This window comes from Phycicoccus avicenniae (assembly GCF_050496545.1).
Taxonomy (GTDB): Bacteria; Actinomycetota; Actinomycetes; order Actinomycetales; family Dermatophilaceae; genus Phycicoccus; species Phycicoccus avicenniae_A.
This window is the reverse complement of record NZ_JBNVZV010000018.1, coordinates 46,232-66,858: the sequence shown is the minus strand read 5'-3', so window position 1 is coordinate 66,858 and position 20,627 is coordinate 46,232. Positions and strand designations below refer to the sequence as shown.

Annotated in this window: 23 protein-coding genes and 1 tRNA gene; 7 read left to right on the top strand and 17 right to left on the bottom strand. The window is 74.6% G+C overall.

Translation table 11 applies throughout. The features are described 5' to 3' along the window. Position 1 precedes the first annotated feature (1 nt). The 9 genes from ACQZ2A_RS14965 to ACQZ2A_RS14925 all read right to left on the bottom strand — a co-directional run bounded on the left by ACQZ2A_RS14965 (position 2) and on the right by ACQZ2A_RS14925 (position 9,186). Positions 2–481 carry a DUF3180 family protein gene (locus ACQZ2A_RS14965; protein WP_430212612.1) on the bottom strand — a complete coding sequence of 160 codons (480 nt, stop codon included), beginning with the start codon at positions 479–481 and terminating at the stop codon, positions 2–4. Next, complete coding sequence (gene folK, locus ACQZ2A_RS14960) at positions 478–1,392, bottom strand: 2-amino-4-hydroxy-6-hydroxymethyldihydropteridine diphosphokinase (RefSeq protein WP_430212609.1); 915 nt, start codon at positions 1,390–1,392, stop codon at positions 478–480. The genes ACQZ2A_RS14965 and folK overlap by 4 nt, the downstream gene beginning before the upstream one ends. Then, the gene (gene folP, locus ACQZ2A_RS14955) at positions 1,389–2,186 is read right to left on the bottom strand and encodes a dihydropteroate synthase (RefSeq protein WP_430212675.1); all 798 of its coding nucleotides are present in this window, start codon (positions 2,184–2,186) and stop codon (positions 1,389–1,391) included. Before folP ends, folK begins: the two co-directional genes overlap by 4 nt. 47 nt (positions 2,187–2,233) lie before the next feature. Continuing rightward, positions 2,234–2,848 (bottom strand): GTP cyclohydrolase I FolE, encoded by a 615-nt coding sequence (gene folE / locus ACQZ2A_RS14950; protein WP_430212606.1) that lies wholly within the window; start codon positions 2,846–2,848, stop codon positions 2,234–2,236. Then, positions 2,835–4,937, bottom strand: a complete 2,103-nt coding sequence (ftsH, locus tag ACQZ2A_RS14945; RefSeq protein ID WP_430212673.1) for an ATP-dependent zinc metalloprotease FtsH — start codon at positions 4,935–4,937, stop codon at positions 2,835–2,837. The genes folE and ftsH overlap by 14 nt, the downstream gene beginning before the upstream one ends. A gap of 146 nt (positions 4,938–5,083) precedes the next feature. After that, on the bottom strand, positions 5,084–5,635 hold the full coding sequence (gene hpt, locus ACQZ2A_RS14940; RefSeq protein WP_430212604.1) for a hypoxanthine phosphoribosyltransferase: 552 nt from the start codon (positions 5,633–5,635) through the stop codon (positions 5,084–5,086). A 37-nt stretch (positions 5,636–5,672) separates the two neighbouring features. Further along, positions 5,673–6,671, bottom strand: coding sequence for a tRNA lysidine(34) synthetase TilS (gene tilS / locus ACQZ2A_RS14935; RefSeq protein ID WP_430212601.1), 999 nt, complete (start codon positions 6,669–6,671; stop codon positions 5,673–5,675). A 4-nt stretch (positions 6,672–6,675) separates the two neighbouring features. Then, the gene (locus ACQZ2A_RS14930; protein ID WP_430212598.1) at positions 6,676–7,716 is read right to left on the bottom strand and encodes a zinc-dependent metalloprotease; all 1,041 of its coding nucleotides are present in this window, start codon (positions 7,714–7,716) and stop codon (positions 6,676–6,678) included. 21 nt (positions 7,717–7,737) lie between these two features. Then, on the bottom strand, positions 7,738–9,186 hold the full coding sequence (locus ACQZ2A_RS14925) for a D-alanyl-D-alanine carboxypeptidase/D-alanyl-D-alanine-endopeptidase (protein WP_430212596.1): 1,449 nt from the start codon (positions 9,184–9,186) through the stop codon (positions 7,738–7,740). An 84-nt stretch (positions 9,187–9,270) separates the two neighbouring features. Here ACQZ2A_RS14925 and ACQZ2A_RS14920 point away from each other — a divergent pair, with 84 nt between their 5' ends. After that, positions 9,271–9,909: an inorganic diphosphatase gene (locus ACQZ2A_RS14920; RefSeq protein ID WP_430212595.1), complete on the top strand. Its 639-nt coding sequence runs from the start codon at positions 9,271–9,273 to the stop codon at positions 9,907–9,909. An 18-nt stretch (positions 9,910–9,927) separates the two neighbouring features. Here the strand turns inward: ACQZ2A_RS14920 and ACQZ2A_RS14915 are convergent, their stop codons facing one another. Together ACQZ2A_RS14915 and ACQZ2A_RS14910 are read right to left on the bottom strand one after the other, a co-directional pair. Next, positions 9,928–10,425, bottom strand: coding sequence for a DUF427 domain-containing protein (locus ACQZ2A_RS14915; protein ID WP_430212592.1), 498 nt, complete (start codon positions 10,423–10,425; stop codon positions 9,928–9,930). Further along, positions 10,422–10,808, bottom strand: coding sequence for a hypothetical protein (locus ACQZ2A_RS14910; protein ID WP_430212590.1), 387 nt, complete (start codon positions 10,806–10,808; stop codon positions 10,422–10,424). Before ACQZ2A_RS14910 ends, ACQZ2A_RS14915 begins: the two co-directional genes overlap by 4 nt. A gap of 106 nt (positions 10,809–10,914) precedes the next feature. Here ACQZ2A_RS14910 and ACQZ2A_RS14905 point away from each other — a divergent pair, with 106 nt between their 5' ends. Continuing rightward, complete coding sequence (locus ACQZ2A_RS14905; RefSeq protein WP_430212587.1) at positions 10,915–11,502, top strand: hypothetical protein; 588 nt, start codon at positions 10,915–10,917, stop codon at positions 11,500–11,502. Here ACQZ2A_RS14905 and ACQZ2A_RS14900 read toward each other — a convergent pair. Then, the gene (locus ACQZ2A_RS14900; RefSeq protein WP_430212584.1) at positions 11,499–12,374 is read right to left on the bottom strand and encodes a PhzF family phenazine biosynthesis protein; all 876 of its coding nucleotides are present in this window, start codon (positions 12,372–12,374) and stop codon (positions 11,499–11,501) included. The two genes, ACQZ2A_RS14905 and ACQZ2A_RS14900, sit on opposite strands and share 4 nt — an antisense overlap. A 143-nt stretch (positions 12,375–12,517) precedes the next feature. Between ACQZ2A_RS14900 and ACQZ2A_RS14895 the strand changes: the two genes are divergently transcribed. Beyond that, positions 12,518–12,904, top strand: a complete 387-nt coding sequence (locus ACQZ2A_RS14895) for a RidA family protein (RefSeq protein ID WP_430212581.1) — start codon at positions 12,518–12,520, stop codon at positions 12,902–12,904. A gap of 57 nt (positions 12,905–12,961) precedes the next feature. Here the strand turns inward: ACQZ2A_RS14895 and ACQZ2A_RS14890 are convergent. After that, positions 12,962–13,038 (bottom strand) — tRNA-Thr (locus ACQZ2A_RS14890). 141 nt (positions 13,039–13,179) lie between these two features. Beyond that, entirely contained in the window at positions 13,180–14,724 is a 1,545-nt protein-coding gene (locus ACQZ2A_RS14885; protein ID WP_430212578.1) for an alpha/beta hydrolase, read from the bottom strand. A gap of 183 nt (positions 14,725–14,907) precedes the next feature. Between ACQZ2A_RS14885 and ACQZ2A_RS14880 the strand changes: the two genes are divergently transcribed. From ACQZ2A_RS14880 to ACQZ2A_RS14870, 3 genes are all read left to right on the top strand, one after another. After that, on the top strand, positions 14,908–15,258 hold the full coding sequence (locus tag ACQZ2A_RS14880; protein WP_430212575.1) for a type VII secretion target: 351 nt from the start codon (positions 14,908–14,910) through the stop codon (positions 15,256–15,258). An 11-nt stretch (positions 15,259–15,269) separates the two neighbouring features. Beyond that, entirely contained in the window at positions 15,270–16,031 is a 762-nt protein-coding gene (locus ACQZ2A_RS14875) for a hypothetical protein (protein ID WP_430212572.1), read from the top strand. A gap of 77 nt (positions 16,032–16,108) precedes the next feature. Continuing rightward, a complete protein-coding gene (locus tag ACQZ2A_RS14870; protein WP_430212570.1) occupies positions 16,109–16,426 on the top strand; it encodes a hypothetical protein in 318 nt (105 codons plus the stop codon). Between the two features lie 19 nt (positions 16,427–16,445). Here ACQZ2A_RS14870 and ACQZ2A_RS14865 read toward each other — a convergent pair whose 3' ends face one another. The 3 genes from ACQZ2A_RS14865 to ACQZ2A_RS14855 are packed head-to-tail and all read right to left on the bottom strand — an operon-like array spanning position 16,446 to position 19,850. Further along, a complete protein-coding gene (locus tag ACQZ2A_RS14865) occupies positions 16,446–17,585 on the bottom strand; it encodes a DNA polymerase III subunit delta' (protein ID WP_430212567.1) in 1,140 nt (379 codons plus the stop codon). Then, the gene (gene tmk / locus ACQZ2A_RS14860) at positions 17,582–18,226 is read right to left on the bottom strand and encodes a dTMP kinase (RefSeq protein ID WP_430212564.1); all 645 of its coding nucleotides are present in this window, start codon (positions 18,224–18,226) and stop codon (positions 17,582–17,584) included. Before tmk ends, ACQZ2A_RS14865 begins: the two co-directional genes overlap by 4 nt. A gap of 25 nt (positions 18,227–18,251) precedes the next feature. Continuing rightward, entirely contained in the window at positions 18,252–19,850 is a 1,599-nt protein-coding gene (locus ACQZ2A_RS14855) for an L-lactate permease (protein ID WP_430212561.1), read from the bottom strand. A gap of 96 nt (positions 19,851–19,946) precedes the next feature. Here ACQZ2A_RS14855 and ACQZ2A_RS14850 point away from each other — a divergent pair, with 96 nt between their 5' ends. After that, entirely contained in the window at positions 19,947–20,612 is a 666-nt protein-coding gene (locus ACQZ2A_RS14850; protein ID WP_430212559.1) for a GntR family transcriptional regulator, read from the top strand. Positions 20,613–20,627 lie beyond the last annotated feature (15 nt).

Genomic DNA, 20,627 nt, shown 5'->3' with positions numbered 1-20,627 from the left:
CTCAGGCGTCGTCGTCGATCCCCGGACGCTCCTCGTCGTCCTCGTCGATGCGGCACCACGCCTGCGCGACCATCCCGGCGACGGAGAGCAGCACCGACGCGAGGAGCGCCAGCGCGAAGGACAGGAGCCGCTCGCGGTTCGCGACGAGGGACAGGTCGGTGAGGAGGACGAGCAGCTGGCCGAGGTACCAGCCCGTGGCGGCGGCCCCGGTGAGCGCGGCGGCCTGGGCGAGCACGACGGTGCGGGCGGCGCGCAGGGCGTCGACGGAGGTCCGACGGCCGCTGCGCAGGTGGGCCCGGACCGGCCGGGCGATCCACACCACGAGGCCGCCCATGACGACGAGCAGCAGCATCGCGACCCACGGCGGACGCTGGAGGAGGGTGCCGTCGCGGGTGACCACCATCGCCACGAGGAAGCCCAGCACGGTCGTCACGAGGGCGGCGCCGAGGAGCACGGGGACGCGGACACCGTTGCGGTTCACCGGGACTCCTCCTGGACGGACGGGCGCACACCGGAGGTGTCGACCGTCTCCACGAGCTCGGAGACCGGCCGGAGGTCGTCACCGACACGCAGCAGAGCCCCGGAGTCGGCGTCGAGCCACGGCACGAGGACGAAGGCCCGCTCGTGGGCCCGGGGGTGCGGCAGCGTGAGGTGCGGCCGCGACGAGACGACGTCCGTCCCGGCCGCGGGGTCGCCATACTGCACGAGGTCGAGGTCGAGCGTCCTTGCGCCCCACCGGACCTCGCGCACGCGGTCGAAGGCCGCCTCGACCGCGTGCAGCTCGCGGAGCAGGGAGACCGGCGACAGGGAGGTGCGCACGAGCGCGACGGCGTTGACGTACACCGGCTGCCCCTCCGGCCCGCCCACGGGATCGGACTCGACGACCGCGGAGCGCGCGACGACCGACAGCGCGGGGTGGTGGCTCAGCGCCTCGACCGCCCCGGCGAGCGTCTCGGCCGGGGAGCTCTCGCCCCACGGCAGGTTGGCCCCGACGGCGACGACGGCCGCCACCGGCGGGCGACGCCGCACGACCCGCACCTCGACGTCCTCGAAGGCGACCCCGACCGGCGCCTGCGGCTTGTGCACGATCACGGTCACCTCGTCGACGGCGCTGTGCGACAACGCGTCCGAGGCGATGACGTCGGCCAGCCGCTCGATGAGGTCGTACGGCTCACCCTCGATCCGGGCGAGCACGGCCGCGCCGATCTCGCCGTAGTTGACCGTGTCGGCGAGGTCGTCGGAGGCCCCCGGCGCGGCGAGGTCGACGGCCAGCTCGACGTCGACGACGAAGTCCTGGCCGTCGCGCTTCTCGTGCTCGAAGACGCCGTGGAACCCGCGCCCGCGCACCCCGCGCAGGACGATGCGGTCGCGGGCGGTGCCGGCGGCGCTCATCGGGGCCCCTCCGGCCCGAGCTCGGCGGCGACGTCGAGGGCGTCCACCGCCGCGACGACGTCGTGGACCCGCACGCCCCACGCGCCGTGCCGCGCGGCGTGCGCGGTGGTGACGGCGGTGGCGACGTCGCGGTCGAGCGGGGTGCGCTCGGCGGCGCCCTCGCGCCCGACGAGCCCGAGGAACTTCTTGCGCGAGGTGCCCACGAGCACCGGGAAGCCGAGGCCGAGCACGGCCTCGAGGTCGCGCAGCAGCGCCCAGTTGTGGTGCGCCAGCTTGGCGAACCCGAACCCGGGGTCGAGGACGAGCCGGTCGGCGGGCACGCCGGCCCCGAGCAGCGCCTCGGCCCGCTCCCCCAGCTCGCGGCAGACGTCGGCGACGACGTCGGCGTAGTGCGCGCGGTCCTGCATCCCCAGGCTGTGGCCGCGCCAGTGCATCGCGACGTACGGGACGCCCCGCTCGGCGACCAGCGCCGCCATCTCGGGGTCGGCGAGGCCGCCGGAGACGTCGTTGACGAGGGAGGCCCCGGCGTCGAGCGCGGCCGCGGCGACCGCGGCGCGCATCGTGTCGATGGAGACCGGCCCGAGCGCGGAGAGCCCCTCGACGACGGGCAGCACCCGGCGCAGCTCCTCGGCCTCGGAGGGCCGCTCGGCCCCCGGGCGGGTGGACTCGCCGCCGACGTCGAGGACGTCGGCACCCTGCTCGCGCAGCGCCCGGCCGTGGGCGAGGGCGTCCTCGGGCTGGAACCACTCGCCGCCGTCGCTGAAGGAGTCGGGCGTGACGTTGACGACGCCCATGACGACCGGGCGTCCCGGCCGCCCGGTGGGCAGACCCGCGGCCTGCGTCACCGCTTCCCGCCGAGCAGCAGCGACATCGCCTCTGCCCGGGTAGCCGGGTCCCGCAGCTGGCCGCGCACCGCCGAGGTGATGGTGCGCGACCCCGGCTTCTGCACACCGCGCATCGACATGCAGAGGTGCTCGGCCTCGACGACGACGATGACGCCCTGCGCCCCGAGGTGCTCGACGAGCGCGTCGGCGACCTGCGTGGTGATCTGCTCCTGCACCTGCGGCCGGCGTGCGTAGACGTCGACGAGCCGGCCGAGCTTGGACAGCCCGGTCACCGTGCCGTCCGGGCCCGGGATGTACCCGATGTGCGCCACGCCGTGGAAGGGCAGCAGGTGGTGCTCGCACGTCGAGTACATCGGGATGTCCCGGACGATGACGAGCTCCTCGTGCTCGATCGGGAACGTCTTGCTGAGGATCTCGGCGGCGTCCTGCCACAGGCCGGCGTACAGCTCGTGGGCGGCCTTGGCGACCCGCTTCGGCGTCTCCTGGAGACCCTCGCGGTCGGGGTCCTCCCCGATGGCGAGGAGGAACTCCCGGACCGCGGCCTCGGCGCGCGGGACGTCCACGGGAGGGCGCGTCGTCACGACGACGCCGTCCGGCTCACGGCTCGACACGCCCACCCTCCGGCACCTCGACGGTCTCGGTGGCGGGGCGCTCGCTCGGGCGGCCCGCGCCCTCCTGCGCCCGGGCGTCGATGGCCGCCTCGGTGGCCGGGTCGCCCGGCGTCACGACCGCACCGGCGGGGGCACCGGAGCCGTTGGCGCGCCCGGCGAGGGCGGCCTCCTCGGCCGGGGTGAGGACCGGCGGGATGTCGGACAGCGTGCGGTGCTCGCTGGAGAGCCACAGCGGGCGCCGGGGGCGCTTGTGGATGTCCTGGAACAGGTCGGCGAGCTCGGCCGCGTTGAGCGTCTCCTTCTCGAGCAGCTCGAGGACGAGGCGGTCGAGGAGGTCGCGGTTGTCGTTGACGACGTGCCACGCCTCGTCGTGCGCGGAGTCGATGAGCTTGCGCACCTCCTCGTCGACGACGGCGGCGACCTGCTCGGAGTAGTCGCGCTGGTGGCCCATGTCGCGGCCGAGGAACGGCTCGCCCTGGCTCTGGCCGAGCTTGATCGCGCCGACGCGCTCGCTCATGCCGAACTCGGTGACCATCTTGCGGGCCATCGCGGTGGCCTTCTCGATGTCGTTCGCGGCGCCGGTGGTGGGGTCGTGGAAGATGATCTCCTCCGCGACCCGGCCGCCGAGCGCGTAGGCCAGCTGGTCGAGGATCTCGTTGCGGGTCGTCGAGTACTTGTCGTCGACGGGCATGACCATCGTGTAGCCGAGGGCGCGCCCGCGCGGCAGGATCGTCACCTTCGTCACGGGGTCGAGGTGGTTCATCCCCGCGGCGACCAGGGCGTGACCGCCCTCGTGGTACGCGGTGATCTTGCGCTCCTTGGCCGACATGATGCGCGTGCGCTTCTGCGGGCCGGCGATGACGCGGTCGATGGCCTCGTCGAGGACCTCGTCGTCGATGAGCTTCTTGTCGCCGCGCGCCGTGAGCAGCGCGGCCTCGTTGAGGACGTTGGCGAGGTCGGCACCGGTCATCCCGGGCGTGCGGCGCGCGACGGCGAGCAGGTCGACGTCGGCGGCCATCGGCTTGCCCTGGCCGTGCACCTGGAGGATCTTGTGCCGCCCGATCATGTCGGGGTTCTCGACCGCGATCTGGCGGTCGAAGCGGCCCGGGCGCAGCAGGGCGGGGTCGAGGATGTCGGGCCGGTTCGTGGCCGCGATGAGGATGACGTTGGTCTTGACGTCGAAGCCGTCCATCTCGACGAGCAGCTGGTTGAGGGTCTGCTCGCGCTCGTCGTGCCCGCCACCGAGGCCGGCGCCGCGGTGGCGCCCGACGGCGTCGATCTCGTCGACGAAGACGATGGCCGGCGCGTTGGCCTTGGCCTGCTCGAAGAGGTCGCGGACGCGGCTGGCGCCGACACCGACGAACATCTCGACGAAGTCCGAGCCGGAGATCGAGTAGAACGGCACGCCCGCCTCGCCGGCGACGGCGCGCGCGAGGAGGGTCTTGCCCGTACCGGGCTGGCCGTAGAGCAGGACGCCCTTGGGGATCTTGGCGCCGACCGCGAGGAACTTGGCGGGCTCGCGGAGGAACTCGACGATCTCGTGGAGCTCCTCGACGGCCTCGTCGGCGCCGGCGACGTCGGCGAAGGTGACCTTCGGGGTGTCCTTCGTGGCCAGCTTGGCGCGCGACTTGCCGAACTGCATGACCCGCGAGCCGCCGCCCTGGGCCTGGCTCATGAGGAACCAGAAGAGGCCGACGAGCAGGAGGACCGGGAAGAAGGAGATGAACAGGGTCCAGAAGGCGCTGTCGCCCTCGACCTTGTCGTTGAAGCCCTCGGGCACGTTGGCGTCGAGCTCCTGGACGAGCTGCTCGGCGCGGGCGTCGACGTACTCGGCGCGCACCTTCGTGGCGCCGGAGATCTTCGCCTCGGGGTCGGAGAAGGACTGGCCGGACTTGAGGTCGAGGCTGATGACGTTGTCGGTGGTCATCACCGCCTTGTCGACCTTCTTGTCGGTGATGAGCTTCTCGGCCTGCGCCGTCGTGATCGTCGTGTAGCCGCCGTTGCCCCCGAGGGTGAAGACGGCGAGGAGGAGCACGAGGGCGATGAGCACCCAGAACACCGGTGCCCGGAGAATGCGTTTGAAGTCCATCTGGTCGCGGGGCGCGGGCCCCACCCTCCTGGTCGTCGTCGCTGGCCCGTCCGGAGACCTCCGGCGGACTGGTACACGCTAGCAACGAGCCCGTCGGTGCTCGTGTTCCGCCGGGAAATCCGGGTTCGACGGGAGGCGGCCCGACCTCAGCTGTAGACGTGCGGCGCGAGGGTGCCGACGCAGCGCAGGCCGCGGTAGTCCTCGGCGTAGTCCAGGCCGTAGCCGACGACGAACTCGTTGGGGATGTCGAAGCCGACCCACTGCACGTCGACCTCGACCTTGGCGGCGTCCGGCTTGCGCAGGAGCGTGCAGATCTCGACCGACGCGGGGCTGCGCGACTCGAGGTTGGACCGGATCCAGGACAGCGTCAGCCCGGAGTCGATGATGTCCTCGACGATCAGCACGTGCCGGCCGGTGATGTCGGTGTCGAGGTCCTTGAGGATGCGCACGACGCCGCTGCTCTTGGTGCCCGAGCCGTAGGACGAGACGGCCATCCAGTCGACGGGGACGCTGCGGGGCAGGGCGCGCATGAGGTCGGCCATCACCATGACCGCCCCCTTGAGGACGCCGACGAGCAGGAGGTCCTTGCCCTCGTACTCCTTCGCGATGAACTCGGCCAGCTCGTCGAGCTTGGCGAGGATCTCCTCCTCGGTGATGAGGACGTGCTCGAGGTCTGCTCCCATGTGGGCGGCGTCCACTGCGGCTCCCTGATCGGGGGTGGGCGGGCGGTCGGTGCTATTCAACCCGAGCGGCGGGGGCGATGGACACCCGACCACCGGACCGGCTGGCCCGGAGCCCACCGGGGAGGTGCACGGCACCCTGCCCGTGCCAGTCCGTGACGAGCCGGTCGCAGGCGTCGGTGTGCCGGCTCGAGAGCTGACCCGCCGGGGCGCCGGCGGCGACGGCGAGCCGGCGCCAGGTGCGGGTGCGGACCGGGCGGGGCAGGGCGGCGAGGGCGTCGGCGGCCCACGGCCCGTCGCCGAGGGCGGCGGCGGCGTCGTCGGCGAGCGCGTCGAGGTGGTCGGCGTCCTCGCGGAGCTGGTCGGCGCTGCGGGCGAGGGCGGCGGCCAGGCCCGGCCCGAGGTCGGCCTCGAGGTCGGCCAGCGCGCGCCGGGCCCGCACCCGGGTGAACGCGGGGTCCTCGTTCATCGGGTCCTCCCACCACGGGAGGCCCTCGGCCGTGCAGGCGGCGCGGGTCTGCTCGCGGGTGACGGCGAGCAGCGGGCGGCGGTACCGGCCGCGGGCGGCGGGCATCCCGGCGAGGCTGCGGGCGCCGGAGCCGCGGGCCAGCCCGAGGAGGACCTGCTCGGCCTGGTCGTCGCGGGTGTGGCCGAGGAGGACGAGGCGGGCGCCGAGGTGGTCGGCGGCGGTGTCGAGCTCGCGGTAGCGCGCGGCGCGGGCCATCGCCTCGAGGCCGTCCGGGCCGTCGGCCAGCACCCACGGCGTCGCGACGTGGACCGGGTCCAGGTCCATCCCCCGCAGGGCCCGCGCCGCGTCCTGGGCGACCTGCGCGGAGCCCTCCTGGAGCCCGTGGTCGACGACGACGGCACCGACCCGCACCCCGGCCCGTTCGCCCTCGAACGCCGCGGCGTCGGCGAGGGCCATCGAGTCACCACCCCCGCTGCACGCGACGAGGACGAGGTCGCCCGGGTCGCACTCCGCGAGGCTCGCGCGCACCGCCGAGCGCACGGCGGCCACGGCCGGGTGCGGCCTGCCCCACACGCGCGGGCCCATCGGGTCAGGCGTGGACGCGACGGACCCAGGCGGTGGGGTCGGCGATCTCCTGGGGCAGCGGCAGCGTCTCGGGAGAGGTCCAGACGGCGTTGAAGCCGTCGACGCCCACCTCGGCCTGCACTCCGCGCACGAAGGCCGCGCCGTCCTTGTACTGCCGCATCTTCGCCTCGAGCCCGAGCAGCCGCCGGAGCAGCCGGTCGGGGGCGCCGCCGCCGCGGCGCCGCTCGCCGAACTTGCGGCGGATGTCGGCCACGCTCGGGATGTGCGCCGGCCCGACGTCGTCCATCACGACGTCGGCGTGGCCCTCGAGGAGGGACATCACGGCGGTGACCCTGGCCAGCTGCTCGCGCTGCTCGGGGGTGGCGAAGAGCTCGGTGATGCCGGTGCCGCCCTCGGAGAACAGCTCGGGGAGCCGCTCGGTGACCCGCGAGGCGATCTCCTGGATCCGCTCCTGGTCCGGGGCGAGGTCGATGGCGAGGTGGCGGACCTGGCCGATGAGGTGCTCGCGCAGCCAGGGGTTCGCCGTGAACTGCACGCGGTGGGTCTCCTCGTGCATGCACACCCAGGCGCGGAAGTCGGCGGGGTCGACGTCGAGCTCGCGCGCGGTGGCCATCAGGTTCGGCGCGACGAGGAGCAGCGACGGGGTGCCGTCGGGGGCGATGTCGTACTGACCGAGCACCTTGCTCGCCATGAACGCGAGGAGCGCGCCCGCCTCGGCGCCGGTGACCTTGCCGCCGACGACCTGCGCGGCCGCGCCGGGCACGACCCCGCGCTTCTCGACGATGGCGTCGACGGCGGGGTCGAGGAGCGCCGACATCGAGTCGACGTTGACGGCGATCCACGTGGCGCGGTCGACGACGAGCGCGTCGGGCGCGTCGGGCGGGGTGTGCAGCCGGGCGGTGTCGGCGACCGGGCCGCGCGCGGCCCGGGCGGCACCCCGGATCGCCTCGACCTCCGCCCGCGCCTCGGCCGGCGAGACCACCGGCCCCGCCGGGACGAGCGTCCGGCCCGTCGTCTTCGCGAACTCCCAGTCGACGTATCCCACGTGCTCAGCCTCTCATCCGGGTCAGCCGCCCGTGCCCGCGCAGCCGCACCGGGTGAGGGCGGCGACCACGCGGTCCATCGCCGCGCGGGCGCGCAGCGTGCCGTCGTAGGTGCGCGGGAAGCCGTTGACCTGCACGACGAAGGTGAGCGGCCGGCCGTCGGCGTCGACCGTGGTGCCCGCGAGCGCCGAGCCCGCGCGCAGCGTGCCGGTCTTGGCACGGGGTACGCCGAGGACGTCGCGGGTCGCGCTGGAGGCGAAGCGGCCGCGCAGGGTGCCGGACAGGCCGGAGACGGGGAGCCGGGCGACCACGTCGCGGAGCTGCTCCGGCCCGCCGGTGACGGCCAGCCCGAGGACCGCCGAGAGCGTCGCCGGCGCCACCGCCTGCCCGGGGCTGAGGCCGCTCGCGTCCTTGAGCACCATGCCCGCCGTCGGCACGGCCGCCGCCTCCAGCCGGTCCCGGATGAACGCCGCGTTGTCGCCGGCGCCCCGGGTCGGCTCGCCGGCGGTGGCGGCGGCCTGGCGCACCAGGCTCTCGGCGAGGGAGTTGTCGGACTCGTCGAGGGCGAGCGAGAGGAGCTCGCCGTAGGTGGCCGACTCGACGCGGCCGAGCTCGGCGGCGCCCGCCGGCGCGGGGGTGGCCCAGGTACGACCGGGCCGCAGGGTGGCCCTCACCCCGCGCTTCGCCAGGAGCTTCACCATCGTCGTCGCGACCGAGACGTCGGGCCGGGCCGGGGCCGGGCGCACCGGGGTCGCGCGCTGCGTCGAGAGCCCGGTCATCAGGACCGGACCGGCGAAGCCGTCGCGCACGTCGTTGGGGTTCCACGTGGGCGGGACCAGCGGGCCGGGCGCGAAGGAGAGGTCGAGGCGCAGCCCGACGCGGGTGCGCCCGTCCTTCCGCAGCCCCGCCGCCACCTGGTCGGCGAGGTCGGCCAGCCCCGCGTGCCCGGCCACGACGGACGGGTCACCGGCGCCGGGCGCGAGGAACATGTCGCCGCGCGCGACGAGCACGAGCTCGGTGGAGCCGGGGGCCGCCACGACGGTGGTGGGCACCCGCTCGCCGAGGTCGAGGGTCGAGGAGACGGCCAGGGCCGCGAGCAGCTTCGCGGTGGAGGCCGGGGGCCGCGGGGTGCCGGCCGCCCGTGACCAGAGCACCTCACCGGTCACGCCGTCGCGCACGCTGATGCCGAGGCCCTTGGCGAGGTCGGGGTCGCGCGAGGCGCCACCGACCGCGGCGGCGAGCCCCTCGGCCGTCGGGACCGGCGCGTCGGCGGCGGCCGAGGCCGGGGAGGGCGACACCGGCGTCGGGAGGAGGTCGGGGACCTGCGCGGCCGCGCTGCCGGGGCGGGGCGCCCCTGCAGGACGGTCGAGGGTGAGGATGCCGGGCACGACGTCGAGGGCGTCGGCGGTGGCGTAGCCGCCCACCCCGACGAGCACGGCGGCCACGGTGGAGGCCACCATGACGCGTCTCACCCGTGCTCCCTTCGTGCTCCCGGCCCTCCATGCGCCAGACTGTCGGTCGAGCCTAGGTCACACATCAGAGGGAGCCGGTACACCGTGGAGTTCGACGTCACCATCGAGATCCCCAAGGGGCACCGCAACAAGTACGAGGTCGACCACGAGACGGGGCGCATCCGCCTCGACCGGATGCTCTTCACGGCGATGTCCTACCCCTCCGACTACGGCTACATCGAGGACTCCCTCGGCGAGGACGGCGACCCGCTCGACGCGCTCGTGCTCCTCGACGAGCCGACCTTCCCCGGCTGCATCGTCCGGGCCCGCCCGATCGGCATGTTCCACATGCGGGACGAGGCCGGCGGCGACGACAAGATCCTCTGCATCCCGGCCGGCGACCCGCGCAAGAACCACATCGTCGACCTCGAGGACATCAGCTCCTTCGACCGGCTCGAGATCCAGCACTTCTTCGAGACCTACAAGGACCTCGAGCCCGGCAAGTCCGTCGAGGGCGCGCACTGGGCCGGCCGCGAGGAGGCCGAGGCGTGCATCAACCAGGCCATCGAGCGGGCCAGCTCGGCCGGCCTGTCGACGGCGCGCTGGCGGATGCCGGCCCACGCGACCGACGTGCTCACCGAGTCCGAGATCTCCCGCGCGCGCACCCACGACGAGGTCACCGCGGCCGACGAGAAGGCCCGCGCCGAGCTCGCGACCAAGGACAAGCCGCTCAGCGACGACTGAGCGCGCGGCTCCTGCGGGTCACCAGCCCCAGGTGCCGGGCTCGCCCTTGAACGGGCCGACGACGCGGCCGGTGATCCAGCCGCCGTAGAACCCGCCGGCCTGCGGCACGACGACCTCGCCGTCGACGACGCAGCGCTCCATCGCGCCGGGCATCACCGCGACGTGGTCGAGCAGGGCCTCGAAACCCGGGGTCGGGTGCGGGTAGGTCCAGGCCGCGCCGGCCGCCTCGACGTCCCCGCCGACGACGTCGAAGTAGAGGGCCTCGCCCTTCCACTCGCAGTACGACGATCCGTGCGTGCGGCGCAGCGCGCCGCCCGCGAAGTCCGCGTGCGGCAGGTAGTACGTGGGCGGGTGGCTCGTCTCGAGGACGCGCAGCGTGCGCGTCGAGGCGGCGACGCGCACCCCGCCGAGCCAGACCTCCACCGACTCCCTGCTCGCGTCGAGCGCCGGCGGGCGCGGGTAGTCCCACACCGACTCCTGGCCGGGTCCGGGACGCTCGGGCACGGGGCGCCTCATCGGGTGCTCGCCTCGGCCAGGGCGGTGCGGATGGCCTCGCCGACGGCGTCCACCGAGCCGCGGGCCGCGGCGAGCCGGTCCGGCGCCACGAGCACGGTGTGGGTGCCGTCGGCGCACGCCCCGAGGACCGCCGGCAGCCCGCTGTCGGCGACGGCCCGGCGCTCGGCGTCGGACAGCTCGTTGCGGTGGACGAGCCGGACGGGGACCGGGAGGGAGCGGGCCAGGGCGTCCCAGGCCGGCCGGCGCCGCAGCCCGCCGTGGGTGACGTCGCACAGGGCGCACTCGGCACGTCCGAGGGCATGGCCGACGACGTAGGCGAGCTCGCCGAGCACACCGCCGTCGGCGTCGTACACGCCGACGACCTCGACCACGGGATCCGTCATGCGCGTCACGCTAACCCGCGGCGTGGGCGGCGGACGCCGGGACGCACCCGCTACGGTCCGTCCTGACGAAGGCTCGGCGCGCGCCGGGGCCGGGAAGGCAGGACGGATGCGCCGCTCACGCGGGGCGCTGTGGCCGGCGGCGGTGCTGGTGCTGACGATGCTGCTGATGGTCGTCGGGCTCACCGCCGGCTGGGAGTCGTTCAACGGCAAGGGTTTCGTGGCCCGCGTGGTGGTCTACCCGGTGCTGATGCTCGTGCTGCCCGTCGGGTGGTGGTGGCGGCACCGGGGACGGGACGTCGAGCCGCCGTGGGGTGCCTTCGCCCTCGTGATGCTGCCCTTCCTCGTCGACGTCGTCGGCAACTTCCTCGACCTCTACGACACGGTCGCGGTCTGGGACGACGTCAACCACCTCGTCAACTGGTTCCTCCTGCTCTGGGGCATCGGCCTGCTGCTGTTCCCCGGGCCGGACGACGTGCGGCGGCCGGCGCTCGCCGTCCTGACCGTCGCCGGGGCCGGGGCGCTCCTCGCGGTGCTCTGGGAGGTCGGCGAGTGGTTCGTCTTCCTCCGCGCGGGCGTCGAGGTCGAGCGGCTCTACCAGGACACCCTCGGTGACGAGCTGCTCGGCACGACCGGTGCCCTGCTGGCGGGCGTCCTCGTCGCGTGGTGGCGCCGCCGGACCGTGCCGACCGGCTAGAGGCGCAGCCGGCCCTCCCCGACGACGAGCCCCGAGCCCACGAGCCGGACGCGCTCGCCGTCGACCCGCACCCGCAGCCGGCTGGGGCGGCCGATCGCGCGGCCCTGCTCGACGACGACCTCGGTGCCCGGCGCGACGAGGCCCTCACGGGTGAGGAGCACCGCGAGCGGTCCGGCCGCGGTGCCCGTCGCCGGGTCCTCGCCGATGCCCATCGTCGGGTTGAAGAAGCGCGCGGAGGCGTGGGTGCCGTCCGGGGCGTCGCGCGTCCAGACGTAGCAGCCCTCACCACCGACGCCGGCGAGCACGTGGAGCAGGCCGGCGCCGGGCCGGGCGCCATCGACCGTGCCGGCGTCCTCGACGGCGACGAGCAGGTGCCCTGCCCCGGTCGAGACCACCTGCGGCCGTGGGGTGCTCGCGAAGGACGAGGTCGGCAGGCCGAGAGCCTCGGCGAGCGGGCCGACATCCTCGAGCACCCGGCCCTGCACGGGCGGCTGCTGCTCCATCACCACCTCGACCCCACCGTCGGCGGCGGTGGCGACCTCGACCGGCAGGACGCTGCCGCCGACCTCCTGGTGGTGGTGGCCGGGACCGAACCGCCCCTGCGCGGCGAGCCACAGCCAGGCACCCAGCGTGTGGTGCCCGACGCCACCGACCTCGGCCCCGCTCGGCGTGAACGAGCGCAGCCGGACGTCGGCGCCGGGCAGCGTGGGGCGCACGACGAACGTCGTCTCGGACTGCTTCAGCTCGCGGGCGACGGCCCGCATCTGCTCGACGTCGAGGTCGTCGGCGTCCGGCACGAGGGTCAGGGGGTTGCCGGTCAGCGGTCGCTCGGCGAAGACGTCGACGACGAAGAACTCCACGGTCTCGGGCATGCGGCCACTCTCCCCCGCCGGCGCCTCTGCTGCCACGGGTTTGCCGGGCGGGCCCGGACACGGCGCGATGACGGCCGTGGACGCGGCGCGGGCCCGCGAGGAGAATCGGCCGACCGAGAGCCCTCACGTCGCAGGAGGCCACCATGGCTCGCGAGACCATCAGCACCCCCGATGCCCCGGCCTCGCCGCTGTTCGCCCAGGGCGTGCGGGTCGGCGGGCAGCTCCACGTCTCGGGGATGACCGGGCTCGACGTCGCGACCGGGGCGATGGCCGGCCCCGGCATCGCCGAGCAGACCGAGCAGGCCCTCCTCAACTGCGAGCGGGTGCTCCACGCCGCGGGCGGCGCGCGCGAGGACATCGTCGAGGTCGGGGTGCTGCTCGCCCGCCCGGAGGACTTCGCCGGCCTCAACGAGGCCTGGGCACGGCACTTCCCCGAGGACCCACCCACCCGCTATGTGGCGCGCCTCGGCCCCGAGATCCCGGGCGTGCTCGTGTCGGTGCGGATGACCGCCGTCCTCGACCGGCCCTGAGCGAGCACGAGGCCCCTCGACCGGGGGGTCGAGGGGCCTCGTCGTGCGGTGCTGCGGTGGAGCCGCCTATCGGAATCGAACCGATGACCTATTCATTACGAGTGAATCGCTCTGGCCGACTGAGCTAAGGCGGCGTGCGCCCGAGGGCGCGCGGACGAGTATAGGCAGGCCACGGCACGCGCCGCGAATCCGCCCGGCAAACCGGTCGAAAGGACAGAACGCGCCGTCTCGCCCGGGGCGCACACGGCGTGTTCTGTACTTTCGACGGGTCGGGGTCAGCAGCGCAGGCCGTCCTTGGGCAGCGTGCCCTTGAGGTACCAGGCGTCCACCGCGTCGTCGACGCAGGAGTTCGAGCGCGTGTACGCGGTGTGGCCGTCCCCGTCGAAGGTGATGAGGGAGGCCTTGGCCAGCTGCTTGCGCAGCCGGACCGACCACTCGTACGGCGTCGCGGGGTCGCGGGTGGTGCCGATGACGACGATCGGCTCGGCCCCCTGCGCCGCCACGGTGTGCGGCGTGCCCTTGGCCGGGATCGGCCAGTAGCCGCAGACGAGCGAGCTCCAGGCGAGGTAACGGCCCCACGTGGGCGCCTGCTTCGCGGCCGCGTCGGCGAGCGCCGCGTGCTCGGGCACGCTGTCGCTCTCCGGCTTGTCGAGGCAGTTGACCGCGTAGATGACCTCCATGATGTTGCCCGCGTAGCCGCCGCCCGGGTTCCGGTCGGCGTACTGGTCGGCGAGCTGCATCAGCGCGGTGCCGTCGCCGCCGAGCGCGTCGCCCATCGCGTCGACGAGCGTGCGCCAGGCACCCTGGTCGTACATCGCCGCCGCGATGCCGAGCGAGGCCCAGCCCTCCGTGAGCTTCGGCACCGACCCGTCGCCGGTCCTGGGCACCGGGGTGGCGTCGACGTCGGCGAGGAAGGTGCGCAGGTTCTCCATCACGGCGTCCACCGAGTCGCCGAGGGGGCAGTCGCCCTCGGTGACGCAGTACTTGGCGAAGGCGCGGGTGGCGGTCTCGAAGCCCTTGGCCTGGCCGAGGTTGATCTCGTCCGAGGTGAGGTCGGGGGCCACGACGCCGTCGAGCACGAAGCGCCCGACCTGCTTCGGGAACAGCTCCGCGTAGGTCGAGCCGAGGTAGGTGCCGTAGGACTTGCCGAGGTAGGTGAGCTTCTCCTCGCCGAGCGCGGCCCGCAGCACGTCCATGTCGCGGGCGGCGTCCTCGGTGGAGACGTGCGCGAGCAGCGGCCCGGCGTTCTTGGCGCAGGCCGCGGCGAAGGCCGCCGACCCCTGCGCGAAGGTCCGTTCCTCGGCCTCGTCGTCCGGGGTGGGGTCGGACCCGAGGAAGGCGTCGAGCTGGGTGTCCGTGAGGCAGTCCACCGGCGCCGAGCGGCCCACGCCCCGCGGGTCGAACCCGACGACGTCGTAGCGGTCGCGCACGCCGGGGCCCACGATGAAGTCGGCCGCGCGCGCGTAGTCGACGCCCGAGCCGCCGGGGCCACCCGGGTTGACCACGAGCGAGCCGATCCGCTTCGAGGACTTCTTGGCCGGCACCTTGAGCAGCGCGACCTCGATCGTGCTGCCCTCGGGGCGCGCGTAGTCGACCGGCACGGTGAGCTTGGCGCACTGCGCGCCCGAGCACTCCGTCCAGTCCAGCTTCTGCCCGTAGTACCGCGCGAGCGCCTCGGACCCCGCGGGCGGGCTCTGCGGCGACACCGACACCGACGGGGCGGGCTCGTCCTCGGTGGCTCCCCCCACGAGCGAGCAGCCGGAGAGCAGGGTCGTCACGGCGACCGCGCCGGCGAGCAGGGCGGAGGGGCGCAGGGTCATGGGCGCACGATATGTGAGCCGGATGGGAGCCCCGGCCGCGGGGAGGTCACGATCCGGACGCATTCGCCGCGTCCTCTGCGCGACCCCACCCCCTGCGACCTCCCCGTTCGCCCGGGGAGTGCTGCCCATTGCGCCTACGCTGCGACAACGGGGACCGTGGGAGGCACACGACGAGGGGGCGGTATGGGAACGCGCGACGACGACAGCGGCGGCAGCACACCGGACGAGGCGTTCCGGGCCGACCCGGCCGGCCTGCGCGCGGTCGCGCACCAGTTCGCAGGGCTCGGCGACGACGCCGCCGCCGCGATGACCTACGCCTCGACGTGGGTCGACTTCGACCCCACGGGCGGGGCCGCCATCGAGCGCCTCAACGACTGGTGCACCGGGATGGACGACGGCGTGCGCGACCTCATGGCCGACATCCACCAGGCGGTCAGTGGCACGGCGGCGGCGATCTTCGCCTCGGCCGACCGGTACGAGGACCTCGACGCCGCGGCCGCCCAACGGCTCGACTCGAACTACTGGAAGCACTGAGAGGGGGAACCATGACCAGGGCCGACGACGGCGGCGGGGTCCACAACCCGGCGAGCTGGCTGTACACACCGGTGCCCGGTGACCCGGTGCCGTCGACGTTCGACGGCGTGCTGGGCATCGCCGACTGGCTCTCGCTCGGCCACTGGGCGCTCGTCGTGCTCGACAAGGCTGACGGCAGCTTCGACCTGCAGGAGAAGGCGCAGACCTGGATCGCTGGCGACTGGGAGCACGTCGCCATCGCCGCCGCGGCCCTGCGCAACCTCAAGGGGTACTGCGAGAGCATGTCCGGCGCGATCGACGCCTACTCGACGACACTCGACCAGCACTGGGACGGTGTCGCGTGGGCGGAAGCCCAGTCGACGATGATCCGGCACAGCCTCGCCCTGCAGAAGGCGGCCACGATGCTCGAGATCGCATCCAAGGGCTACGACGACGTCGCCCAGGGCATCTACGGCATCGCCAAGTCGGTCGGGGACATGGTCCAGACCCTCATCGACTGGCTCATCAAGACGGGCATCAGCGCCGCCGCCGCCTCGGCCGGGAGCCTGACGCTCATCGGGGGCGCCCTCGGTGCAGCCGGGACCTTCTACGGCATCACCCAGGTCGTCAAGACGATCCACTCGATCACCAAGGCGATCGAGAGGACGCTGACGGTCGTCGACGCAATCATGGACGGGTTCCACGGACTGCTGGGGTCGGCCGGTGACTGGCACCTCGTCGACATCCCGGCCGCCTTCGAGAACAACAACGCGCCCGTCCCAGGAGCATCGTGAACCGCGAGAACCCTTCTGCCGCAGGCTCGTCCGATAACCGGCCGCCCCTGTTGCCCGGCACCCCGACGCCCGCCGCCATGGAACGGCACCTGCGCCGCTCGCTCGAGGTGCTGCGCGACCGCGCCGACGACCCGGCCCTGCGCCGCCGGATGGACGAGGTGCTGGCCGGCCGGGCGTCGCTGCGCGACCTCGCCCGCGACGACGGTTTCGACGCGATGATGACCCCGCTCGTCGAGCGCGGGATGCATGACCTCGACGAGCTCTCGCCCGAGGAGCGGGCCCGCGCCGAAGCCGGCGCCGCGGCCCTCGAGCGCGGCGAGGACCCGTGGGCCCCGGAGGACGAGGCGGGCGCCGACCGGGCGCCCTACCGACCTCCCGGACCCGGCACCTGGTGAGCGAGCGGCCTCCCGCCGCTCAGCGCGGAAGGCGCAGGTCGAGGGCCATCGCCTCGAGGGCCAGCAGCGGTGCGACGTTGGCGCCGATGCGCTCGCGGGCGGTGCCGACCGCGTCCATCGCGGCGAGGACCTGCTCGGCGGTGAGGACCTCGGCGACCCGGGTGACGACCTGCCGGCCGTCCTCGTTGACCAGCGCCGTGCCGGCGCCGGTGCGCAGGACGAGGGCGTCGCGGTAGACCGAGAGCAGGTCGACGAGCGCGCGGTCGACGACGTCGCGGGTGAACCGGGTGGCCCGGGCCTTCTGCTCCCGCTCGAGGGCGGCGACCTGCGAGCGGATGTGCGGCGGCTGGGTGCGGGCCGTGGCGTCGGCCCCGAGCACCTCGAGCAGGCGCGCCTTCTCGGCGGCGTCGCGCTCCCCCGATGCCGCGGCCGACTCCTCGGCGGCGATGGTCATGATGTCCTGGGCGGCGCCGACGGCCTCGCCGACCGAGGTGATGCGGGCCGCGAGCGCGACGACGTCGTGGCGCCGGATGCGGGCGTGCTCGTCGCGGGCGAGCCGCCGGGCCAGCCCGACGTGCGACTGGGCGGCCCGAGCGGCGTAGAGCGCCATCGCGTGGTCGACGCCGTCGCGGCGCACGAGCAGGTCGGCGACCGCCTCGACCGACGGGGTGCGCAGGCGCACGTGCCGCGAGCGCGAGCGGATGGTGATGATGACGTCCTCGACCGACGGGGCGCACAGCATCCACACGGTGCGGGGCGTGGGCTCCTCGAGGGCCTTGAGCAGCGCGTCGGCGGCGCGCTCGGTGAGCCGGTCGGCGTCCTCGACGACGATGACCCGGTAGCGCCCGACCGAGGGCCGGTGCGCGGCGAGGGCGACGAGGTCGCGGGCCTGCTCGACCTTGATCGAGAGGCCCTCGGTGGCGATGACGTCGACGTCGGCGTGCGTGGCGTCCAGCGCCGTGCGGCACTCGCGGCACTCGCCGCAGCCACCCTGAGGGCAGAGCAGCGCGGCGGCGAAGGCGCGCGCGGCGACCGACCGGCCGGACCCCGGCGGGCCGGTGAAGAGCCAGGCGTGGGTCATCGAGGCGGGGTCGCGGACCGCCCGCTCGAGGGTGGCGACGGCCTGCTCCTGGCCGATGACGTCGCGCCAGACGCTCACAGCGACCCCTCCGCCGCCGGCCCCAGGGCGCCCAGGGCCTCGACGCGGGCCACGACCTCGGCGTGGATCTCCTCGGCCGGGCGGGTGCCGTCGACGACGAGGTAGCGCTGCGGGTTGCCGCGGGCGACGGCGAGGAAGTGCTCGCGGATGGAGGCGTGGAAGGCGTCGGCCTCGGCCTCGAGCCGGTCGTGGACCTCGCCGCGCCGGCGCCGCCCCTCCTCGGGGGAGACGTCGACGACGACGGTGAGGTCGGGGACGAGGTCGCCGACGGCCCACATCTGCAGGTCGTGGACCTCGTCGGCGCCGAGGTCGCGGCCGGCGCCCTGGTAGGCGACCGAGGAGTCGGTGTAGCGGTCGGTGAGGACGGCCTGCCCGGCGGCGAGCGCGGGCCGGACGACGAGGTCGACGTGGTGCGCCTTGTCGGCGGCGAAGAGCAGTGCCTCGGCCCGGGGCGAGACGTGGTCACCGTGGAGGACGAGGTCGCGGATGGCCACGCCGAGCGCGGTGCCGCCGGGCTGGCGGGTGACGAGCACCTCGCGGCCGCGGGCGCGCAGGACCTCGGCGAGGAGCCGCACCTGCGTCGACTTGCCCGCGCCGTCGCCGCCCTCGAAGGCGATGAACACCCCGTCCCGTCCGCTCACGCCGCGAGCCTAGGCCAGCGCGCCGTCAGCCGTGCAGGGCCACCACCGCGCTCGTCGTCGCGACCGTCGCCGCCAGGAGCACGGCGGCCGGGAGCAGCGTCGCGCGCAGCACCTTCCCCGCCGAGGAGCGGTCACCCCCGACGGCGCTCAGGCCGAGGACGATGACCACCGGGGCGAGCGAGTTGCCGATGTTGCCGCCGGCGAGCTGCGCGGCGAGGAGGTCGGCGCGCGGCACGTCGATGAGCGTGGCCACCTCGCCCTGGAGCGCCGAGAACAGCGCGTTCGAGCTCGTCGTCGAGCCCGTGACGAACGAGCCGAGGGCCCCGACGAACGGTGCCACCACCGGGTAGGCCCCGCCGGCGGCCGCGGCCGCACCGCGGGCGACGGTGGTGACCATCCCGCTGTCGACGAGCACGCCGGCGACGGCCGCGAGCAGGACCACCCCCGGCGCCGACTTGCGCAGCTGGGCCAGCGCACCCCGCAGGACCGGGGGCCACGAGCCGTGCGGCCACCGCCCGCGCAGCCGCCAGACCAGCACGCTGCCGAGGGAGGCGAGCAGGAGGAAGGTGCCGGGGTGCCCGGCGAGGGCGATCGGGTTGTAGGTGTCGACGGCGGCGGTGCGCACCCCGTCGCCGGCCGAGGTGGCCGGGAAGGACGGCCCGAGGAGCAGGTGGCCCTTGGCCCACTCGCGCGCGGGCGGGGGCAGGAACACGGCGAGCGCCACGACGGCGAGGAGGACGTACGGCACCACCGCGGCCCGGGCCCGGCCGTGGTCGTCCGGCTCGACGTCGGGGGCGTGCTCCGCGTCCCGCCCGCCGCGCAGCCACCGCAGCAGGAAGACGACGAGGACGCCGGCCGCGCCCCCGCACAGGGCGCCGATGCCGGGCTCGACGCGGCTGGCCGCGGCCTGGACGAGCGCCATCGCCGGGCCGACCGTGACGAGCATCGGCCACGCCTCGCGCAGGGCGGCGCGACCGCCGGACATCAGCGCCACGAGGACCCCGGACAGCAGGCAGTTGACGCCCAGGGCGAGGGCGGCGGCGGCCGCGTACTCCGCGGTCTCGGCGCCGTCGAGGTGGGCGGTGAGCGCCCCGATGTAGAAGGAGGAGCCCATCGAGCCGAAGCCGACGGCCCAGTGGTACCCGACGAGCGGCAGCGCGACGGCCCGCACCGTGCCGACCCCGAGGGCGAGGAGCAGCGGTGCCGTGACCGCGATCGGCGTGCCGAACCCGGAGACCCCCTGGATGAACGAGGGCAGCACCCACGCGAGGAGGAGGACGTTCTCGGTGCGGGTCGGGAGGATGCCGGCCAGCACGCGCCCGAGCGAGGCCATCCCCACCCGCGTGGCGAGGTGGTGCATGAGCAGGGCCGGCCCGATGACGTAGAGGATCCAGAGCCCGACCCAGGCGCCCTTGCCGAACCCGACGAGCACCGTCTCGGCGTCCGCCCCGAACCACACGGCCGCGACGAGGGCGGCCCACAGCACCGTGACCCCGGCGTTGAGCACCATCGGCAGCCGGCCCCACAGCACGAGCAGGAGCAGGACGACGACGGGGCTCACGGCCAGCAGCCAGTGGCCGGGCGCCACCCCGGCGACGGTGGCGACGGGGCTCGGGCCGGTCATCGGGAACAGGGGTCTCACCCTCTTGTCTTTCGTATACGGTCAGGGACGGAAGCGGTGGAGGCACCACCCTCCGGACAGGACGGAGGACGGCCCGTGGTGCGGGAGCAGACGATCGGCGGGAGCCACCTCGCGCTGCGCGACCAGGTGCTCGCCGAGCTCCGCCGGCGGATCGTCGACGGGTACTACCCGCCCGGGCAGCGGCTCACGGAGGAGCGGCTGGCCGTCGACTTCGGGGTGTCGCGCAACCCGGTCCGCGAGGCGCTGCGCGTCGTCGAGGCCGACGGCCTGGTCTCGCTCACCCCTCGCCGCGGTGCGGTCGTCGCGGCGCCGGACCCCTCCACCGTCGCCGACCTCTTCGCCGTCCGCGCGAGCCTCGAGACGGTCGCCGCGCGGCTGGCCGCCGAGCGCGCGCAGCCCGCGGACGTCGCCGACCTGCGCCGGCTGCTCGAGCAGGCCCGCGAGGCCACCGACTCCGACGACCTCTCGCAGGTCGCCGAGCTGAACAGCGCGCTGCACATGCGCGTCATCGAGATCAGCGGCAACCGGTGGATGCTCACGATGTCGGCCTCGCTGTACCTCCACGTGCACTGGGTGTTCAAGCTCGGGGCCGCGGTGCGCGCACCGCACTCGTGGGAGGAGCACATCCGGCTCGTCGACGCCATCGCCGCCGGGGACGCCGACGGCGCGGAGGCCGCCGCGCGCGAGCACGTGGCGGCCGCCGCCGAGGCCGCCACCGCGAGCCTGGCGGCCGCCTCCTCCTGAGGCCGGCGGCGGCGG